This window comes from Algoriphagus sp. PAP.12 (assembly GCF_026652115.1).
Classification (GTDB): domain Bacteria; phylum Bacteroidota; class Bacteroidia; order Cytophagales; family Cyclobacteriaceae; genus Algoriphagus.
Genome location: NZ_JAPPSQ010000014.1, coordinates 126,930 through 134,904, shown reverse-complemented (window position 1 = coordinate 134,904; position 7,975 = coordinate 126,930). Strand labels below are relative to the sequence as shown.

General features: G+C 35.9%; 7 protein-coding genes. 2 read left to right on the top strand and 5 right to left on the bottom strand.

Annotation, left to right across the window (positions count from 1 at the left end):
- Positions 1-38: 38 nt before the first annotated feature.
- Both O0V13_RS16170 and O0V13_RS16165 read right to left on the bottom strand, forming a co-directional pair.
- On the bottom strand, positions 39-1,538 hold the full coding sequence (locus O0V13_RS16170; protein WP_268036009.1) for a S1C family serine protease: 1,500 nt from the start codon (positions 1,536-1,538) through the stop codon (positions 39-41).
- 148 nt (positions 1,539-1,686) lie between these two features.
- Positions 1,687-2,115, bottom strand: coding sequence for an Hsp20/alpha crystallin family protein (locus O0V13_RS16165; protein WP_268036008.1), 429 nt, complete (start codon positions 2,113-2,115; stop codon positions 1,687-1,689).
- 1,257 nt (positions 2,116-3,372) lie between these two features.
- On the opposite strand from O0V13_RS16165, the gene O0V13_RS16160 reads away from it, so the two are divergent.
- Positions 3,373-4,833, top strand: coding sequence for a mechanosensitive ion channel family protein (locus tag O0V13_RS16160; RefSeq protein ID WP_268036006.1), 1,461 nt, complete (start codon positions 3,373-3,375; stop codon positions 4,831-4,833).
- Positions 4,834-4,907: 74 nt separating this feature from the next.
- Here O0V13_RS16160 and O0V13_RS16155 read toward each other — a convergent pair whose 3' ends face one another.
- Positions 4,908-5,099 (bottom strand): cold-shock protein, encoded by a 192-nt coding sequence (locus O0V13_RS16155; RefSeq protein ID WP_024281570.1) that lies wholly within the window; start codon positions 5,097-5,099, stop codon positions 4,908-4,910.
- Positions 5,100-5,188: 89 nt separating this feature from the next.
- On the opposite strand from O0V13_RS16155, the gene O0V13_RS16150 reads away from it, so the two are divergent.
- A complete protein-coding gene (locus tag O0V13_RS16150; RefSeq protein WP_268036005.1) occupies positions 5,189-5,680 on the top strand; it encodes a SixA phosphatase family protein in 492 nt (163 codons plus the stop codon).
- A gap of 1 nt (position 5,681) precedes the next feature.
- Here the strand turns inward: O0V13_RS16150 and O0V13_RS16145 are convergent, their stop codons facing one another.
- Both O0V13_RS16145 and hslU read right to left on the bottom strand, forming a co-directional pair.
- Complete coding sequence (locus O0V13_RS16145) at positions 5,682-6,407, bottom strand: SDR family NAD(P)-dependent oxidoreductase (protein WP_268036004.1); 726 nt, start codon at positions 6,405-6,407, stop codon at positions 5,682-5,684.
- A 166-nt stretch (positions 6,408-6,573) separates the two neighbouring features.
- Complete coding sequence (gene hslU, locus O0V13_RS16140) at positions 6,574-7,971, bottom strand: ATP-dependent protease ATPase subunit HslU (protein WP_268036003.1); 1,398 nt, start codon at positions 7,969-7,971, stop codon at positions 6,574-6,576.
- Positions 7,972-7,975 lie beyond the last annotated feature (4 nt).

Here is a 7,975-nt window from a genome sequence, read left to right as displayed (position 1 = left end):
AAATGACGGGCTTTCATGCTTTATAGGGTTTAGGAATCCTATTCTAACTCAACTTCGAAGTAGTATTCAGTTCCGTCGTTAAACATCCCCAATACAACGATATCCTCACCTCTTAGGTCATCAAGAATGTCCAGAATATTGTCAGCATCCGAAACTCTGTACCTTCCGTTTTCAGACATGATAGATGTTACAATGAAACCTGGTCGAGCTCCAGCCTGTCTCCATTTTGGAGTTCCAACTGTATTGATCAAAGCTCCTCCAGAAATATCCAATCTATCCATTTGTTCCGATGTAATATCTTCAAAAATTACCCCTTCAAACTCAAAGGTTTTAGGTTCTACTTTTTTCACAATATTTGTATCTCCATCAAAATTCTTCAGAGTGGCTTCGGTTTCAACTGTTTTACCATCTCTCAGGTATTTAACAGAAACTTGATCTCCAGGGCGTTTTCTGGCTACCATTTCCTGAAGAACAGCCACATTGGTGATTTCTTTCCCATCTATACCAATAATGATATCACCCGCTTTCAATCCAGCTTCTTCGCCACCACTATTTTCATTTACACCACCTACATATACTCCTTGCTCAACTGGGAATTCTGTATTTAGTCTTTCACCCAATTCAGGTGAAACATCCTGAATGGAAACACCCAAAAGGCCTCTCTGAACAGCTCCATACTGCATCAAGTCATCCATTACTTTCTCTACAAGCGTACTAGGAACTGCAAATGAATAGCCTGTAAAAGTTCCTGTGCTTGAAGCAATTGCAGTATTGATCCCGATCAATTCACCCGCGAGGTTTACCAAGGCCCCACCGGAATTCCCAGGGTTAACCACTGCATCTGTCTGGAGAAAAGATTCAACGGAAAGATTATTCTCTACACTTCTTAGTATGCCGATGTTTCTTGCTTTTGCTGAAATGATACCCGCAGTTACTGTTGAATTCAAATTGAAAGGGTTCCCTACAGCAAGTACCCACTCTCCAATTTTTGTTTCATCAGAATTACCAAACTTCACAAAAGGAAGATTGCTACCATCAATTTTAAGAAGTGCCAAATCTGTCGTCGGATCAGTACCGATAATTTTCGCTACATAACGCTTGTTATTCTCTAAAGAGATATCAACTTGGGACGCACCTTCCACTACGTGGTTATTTGTGACTATATATCCATCAGAAGAAATTATAACTCCAGAACCTGAACTTACGGGAGCTTGCATCCCCCCCCCACCTTGACCACCTCTTGGTGGCATACCAAAGAGTTCTTGAAGAGGATCTCTTTGAGATCTAGAATTATAAGAAATGGTACTTTTCACGTGTACCACTGCAGGTGTAACTAAATCAGCAGAGGCAACAAAATTAATTCCATCAGGAATCTTGAAATCATCTCCAGATAGGAGGTTAACAAAACTTGTTTGTTGTTTTTGGTCAAAGGAACTAGCTTCTTGTGGTTGTATCAAAAAACTCACTCCTGCTAAAGCGACGATACCACCGATAACTGAGGCCAGTAGCATGCCGAGAAAGAATTGTCTTTTGCTCATAGTTATTGAATTTATTTAATATTTAGAATTGCTACTACTAAGACATATTTTTACAGAAAATAGGTGCAAAGAACTCTTTAAATTAACAAGAATTAACCGCATTTTACGTCCTTTCACAATTAAAAAAGGGCGATTATCGCCCCTTTGATTATTTAACCTCAATAGAGGCCTTTGCTAGCTTTTTTTCAGCTTTAGGTAAATTGATCTTTAAGACTCCATCTTCATAGACTGCCTCAATCTGATCACTCAATACATTATCAGGCACATAGAATGAACGACTGAAGAATCCGTATTGTGTCTCAATGTTATGGAAATTTTTCCCTTCTTTTTTCTCCTCTATTTTTCTTTCACCAGAAACTGTCAATCTACCTTCTGTAAAATCAACTTTAAAGTCGGATTTTTTCATTCCTGGAACAGCCACTTGTAGCTCAAAGCCTTTTTCATCTTCCGAAATATCAACTGCCGGACTGAACTGCCTTTGAACATTTCTAAAAGATTCATTGAAGAGCTTATCCAAAACACCTCCAAATGAAGATGGAAATAATGGATCTAATTGGTTATACTTTTCTAATTTCATGATCTTGTTGGTTTAAGTATTTACAATAGGCCTAATAGAAAAATTAATACCAAGTGAATCCTCCTGTCAATTTGACTTAAAAAATAGTCTCAAACTTCAAAAACCAGTCATTTAGTCAGGGGAAGATCTTTTAAATTGACGGATACCGAAGAGTTCATTTTTTCATATATTCATTCAAAATTTCACAATATGCGAACACAAAAGAGTTTAATATTCTTAGTTTTTGTCTTTGTAATTAGTTTATATCATCCTCTAATTTCCTACTCTCAAGATTCAGTAATAATCGATTCCCTTTTAAACGAAACCTTTCAAGGAAAACAATCAAGGGATTCTTCGCAATTCGAGGAAATTTCTGACGAGGAGGCAAAAAAAATAAGTGAAAGAAACGCTAGACTTGGGCAGATCTTGTCCCAACTAATCTCTAGAACAAAAAAATATTCATTAAATCTAAGTAAGACCAGGATTGACCTCAACCAACCTTTGGATACTCTTGATATGATGGATAACCTTCCAATCTTAAGAAACTATTTGAGCTCTATGGAGAACCTCTCCAGAGACACAAGTGAAATAATCAATTCTAGATTTCTAAACGGAATGGGGAACCTTCTCGAAACAATCCATGAAGAAACCTCCCAATATGAAGACATCCTTTCTGATAGGATTGAAATTCTTAATGAATCAAACTCTGTAATTCAGGAAATTAAAAATGACACAATTTTATACATCAGTCAAGAAGAACGTCTTGCCATCCCAGAACTGGATGATGAACTATCCAAATTAGACAGAACTGTAAAAACAATTGAGAAGAATATTTTTGACCAAGAAATCAGACTAACTCGAATTCAGGCAAGCCTTTCCGAATTAAATTCAAGATTTATTTCTCTTGAGCAATACTTTTTTCTTAAAAAAAGAGAAGTGGCAAAACAGGCTTGGAAAAAGGAGATCAATTTCATTTGGGAACCAAGAAACTACAACAGCGACAGCACTTCCTTTTTGAAGATCTTTACAAAATCGATTTCGGCAAATCAAACAATCAGCTTCATTTTCCTGAAAAGAAACCTTACGTCGGTAGGCTTATTTTTGGTATTGATTATTGTAATAATGTGGTCTTCCCATTCTCTGATCAAATCAATCAAAGAGGAAAAAGAGCATAGTTCAGCCATTTTAGCTAGAAGTAAATTTTTCAAAAGCAATCAAATAAGTTCTACACTTGTATTTCTATTGCCTCTACTTTTCATTCTATTCAACAGGCCTCCAATGGCCATTGCCTCAATCCTTTCCCTACTTTTTTGCATTTTAACTACCCCATTGATCAAAGCCCATTTTCCAAAAAAGATTTATACCTATTGGGTCATCTTTTTTGCTTTAAACTTCATAAGTCCTACTATCGGATTGAATTGGGATAATTATTTTAATGAAAGGTACTTTCTACTTTTAGCCAGTTTATCAACTGTAGCCTTAGGATTTTTAACTCTTAGGTATGCTCAAAAAAATAAGTTCGCAGGAAGCAATCTAGTTAAATTCCTATCTACTGTAACTATACTATTTGAAGTATTTGCCTTTTTAGTTAACTGTTTAGGTAGGTATAACCTCTCGAAACTTTATACCATAGTAGGTATTTCAAGCTTCTATAGAGGAATAAGCTTATATATTTTTACGCTGGTTGTATTGGAATTAATTTACTTAGTATTAGAATCTAAAAAGAATGCTTCATCTATTACCTCCTATTTTGATTTTCAAGAACTCGAATCAAGACTTAGTGGATTACTATATTTAGTTGGTTTTTCTATTTGGGCATATGGAATCCTATATTACCTAGGCTATTTCGAACCGATTTTTAATGTTTTTAACGAATTCTTAACTAAGGAAAGAATCTTAGGTGATACATCTTTTACTTATGGCACGATAGCATTATTTATAGTTATATTATTAATCTCTTATTTCTTAGCTAATAACATAGCATATTTCTTTTCAGCAAGGGATCAAAAAACAGCAACAAGTAGAAAAAATAGACTAGGTAGCTCTATCCTCTTAATTAGACTTACTATATTTATCATTGGGTTTTTAATAGCAGCAGCTGCAGCTAAAATTCCACTAGACAAAATCACAATTGTATTAGGTGCATTATCTGTAGGCATAGGTTTTGGTCTTCAGACAATCATTAACAACTTAGTGTCAGGAATAATCTTGGCCTTTGAAAGACCTATCCAAATTGGAGATGAGATAGAAGTAGGTACTAATTCAGGAACTGTCAAAGAAGTCGGAATTCGGGCCAGTAAAATCCAGGCATATGATGGTTCAGAAATTGTAGTTCCTAATGGTGACTTGTTATCTCAAAGTTTAATTAACTGGACCCTATCGGACAGAAGAAGGCGTATCGAGCTGATGATTGGAGTTGGATATGAGTCAGACATGAAGCAGGTTAAAGAGATTTTGGAACAGGTTTTAGACAGAGATCAGATTCTCAAAATCCCAAAACCAAAGGTATTGCTTCAAAACTTTGGAGAAAGTTCTGTCGATTTTAGATTACTTTTTTGGGTAGAAAGCATGGACATTTGGATAGATAAACGTGCAGAAGTGATGACAGCAATATTTGAGGCATTTACAGAAAATGGAATAGAGATTCCTTATCCAAAACGAGACTTATTTTTAAAATCGCTCCCTTCTTATTGGAATGAAAAAATATCAAAACCCAGTGAGGAAACTGGTTTAGATTAGAAAAATAAATTATTAATAAAAAAGAAAATCCCCCAGTAAAATCCGGGGGAAACCATAAATTCTAAAAGTAGAGCTTATGCTTTCTTAACATTGATAGCATTAGGACCCTTCTTCCCATCTTTAACATCGTAAGTTACTTTGTCATTCTGAGCTACTTTGTCCACTAATCCGGTAGCGTGTACGAACACATCACTTTGTGATTCATCGTCTACGATAAATCCGAATCCTTTTGCCTCATTGTAAAATTTTACTGTTCCGGTAAACATAATAAATTGTTATAAATTGTAATTGAAAGTGCTTTAAAAGTAAATATTCAGCGAAAAAAAACAAAATATTAGTTTTTTATTTTGATGAAATGAAAAAAATTATTTTGATCCGACATGCAAAATCAGCTTGGGACAATCCTTGGCTTAATGATCATGATCGACCTCTAGCAGATAGAGGCCAAAGAGCAGCTCCAATTATGGGACAAAAATTAGTTAAAAAAAATATATATCCTGATCAATTTTTATCATCAACAGCCTTAAGAGCTAAAGAAACAGCAATACTTATAGCTAAGGAAATAGGTTACCCAATAAATAAGATAGCGCTTATTGATCAATTATATCATTCCTCTCCATCATTAATGATGAAGTACTTACATATGCAAAAGGATCATGATAATATAATTTTCTTAGTTGCTCACAATCCGGGCATGACTGATCTAGTTAATTATCTTGGATACCCTTTAGACAACCTTCCTACAGCTGGTGCTGTAGGATTCCAATCATCTGTGGAAAAATGGTGCGATTTAAAACCTAAAAATGCTTCGTTTTGGTTTTACGATTATCCTAAGAAAGGAAAGTAATTCAGAACTTTCTTACATCCTGAATTACATCATTGAACTTTTCCACATTAGAAATCAAATAATCAATTTTTTCTGCGACTTCCTTCGGATCACTTAGGTCTCCATTAGACTTAAAATCTTGAAATTTTTCCAATTCTGGAAAGTCTACATCGCTTGACTTCCTGATATCAGCTTGCATTTCGGTATCTACTATTCCTGGAGCCAGACTAAAAAACTTAAAATTGTCAGTCTTATTTTCTTTCGCAGCTACAAGTGTAAACATTGCTAAAGCAGCCTTTGTACTACAATAGCCTCCCCAACCTGAAACGGGTCGACTAGAAGCTCCAGAGCTAATGTTAATCACTATGTTTTTTGAAGAGGTAAATTTATAGGTTTTAACAAACGAATTTGTCAGAAACATCGGAGCAAGCAAATTCAAATTGACCTGCGTTCTCATCTCGGATGGATGTAGTTTTCCAATTGGCTTAATCTCTCCTATCCATCCTGCATTATTGATTAGAATGATCGTATCAAAATTGGCTATTGGAAAAATCGATTCCAACTCCTCATCCAATACTTCCAATTCTGACAAATCAATAGGAAGCTGGGTCAAATTAGAAGCCTCAATATCTAATTTAGTCCTAGAGATTGCTAAAACCTCCACATCTTCCTTCTTCAGAAAATGGTCTAATAAAGCTCTCCCAAGGCCCTTACTATGGCCTGTGAGAATTAATAGTGTTTTTGACATGATGGTCAGGTGGTTAGGGTGATTATCAGAATTACAACAAGGATCATCCCAAAAAAGTTGTAGAAAGACAAAATCAACTTAAACCCCTGATTACCAATACTATATTTTAAAATAAAAAAGGAGATTGATAAAATTCAATCTCCTTTCGAATGTTATTTGTTGAAAATCAGAGAATATATTGAGACAAATCTCTGTTCTTCACAAGTGAGCTTAGCCTCTCTTGTACCATCTCCTTGGTCACCATGATTTTAGAATTAGGCTCAATGGTATCAGGAACATCAAACAAGAAATCATTTAGCAAATGTGACATCACTGTGTGAAGTCTTCTAGCTCCAATATTTTCAACTTCCTGATTGATCAAGAAAGCTAATCTTGCTATTTCCTCAATTGATTCATCATTGAACTCCAAGAATACTTCCTCAGCTTCAAATAAAGCCTGATATTGTTTCGTCAATGCATTTTTTGGCTCTCTTAAAATCCTTGAGAAATCTTCCTGAGTCAAACTATTCAATTCTACTCTAATTGGAAATCTCCCCTGCAATTCGGGAATCAAATCAGAAGGTTTGCTCACATGAAATGCCCCAGCAGCGATAAACAAGATATGATCCGTATTAATCACACCATATTTTGTGTTAACAGAGGATCCTTCTACGATCGGTAACAGATCACGCTGTACCCCTTCACGACTCACGTCAGGTCCACCACCATTTTTACCGGATTTGGAAGCAATTTTATCAATCTCATCTATGAAAATAATCCCATTGTTTTCAGCCAATCTGATTGCTTCTTCTTTTACTTCATCAAAGTCAATCAATTTAGAAACCTCTTCTTCCAGCAATACTTTTCTTGCCTCCGCAATACTTAATTTCCGTTTCTTGGTCTTCTTGGGCATCATACCTGAAATCATATCTTGAAGACCAGCCATGCTCGCATCATCCATCATTCCATTCCCAATCATTCCTACACCAACCGGAGAAGAGGCCTTCACACTGATTTCAATTTTCCGATCATCCAAATCACCATTTCTAAGCTTTTCTCTGAATCGCTCTCTTGTTCTTTCATTCAATTCAGAATCATTGGACGGTTCATTTTCTTCACCTCCAGCAGGAACGGGGGCCTGACGAAAGCCAGCTCCTTTGACAGGAGGAATCAAAATATCTAAGATAATCTCTTCCACAGCCTCAGCAGCTTTTTCTTTCACTCCTTCATTCTTGATTTCCCTCACCAAGTGAACAGATTGTTCTACCAAGTCACGAACCATACTTTCTACATCTCTACCCACATATCCCACTTCAGTAAATTTCGAAGCTTCTACCTTGGTAAAAGGAGCTTGAGCAACCTTTGCCAACCTTCTGGCTATTTCAGTTTTACCGACACCGGTTGACCCGATCATCAAAATATTATTAGGAACAATATCTTTTTGGATCTCAGACTTTACCATCATTCTCCTAACTCTATTTCTAAGAGCGATCGCAACGTTCTTTTTGGCGTCTTTCTGACCAATAATGTATTTATCCAACTCCTCAACAATCTGCCTAGGAGTCAATGAAAAAGGTGAATTCATATTC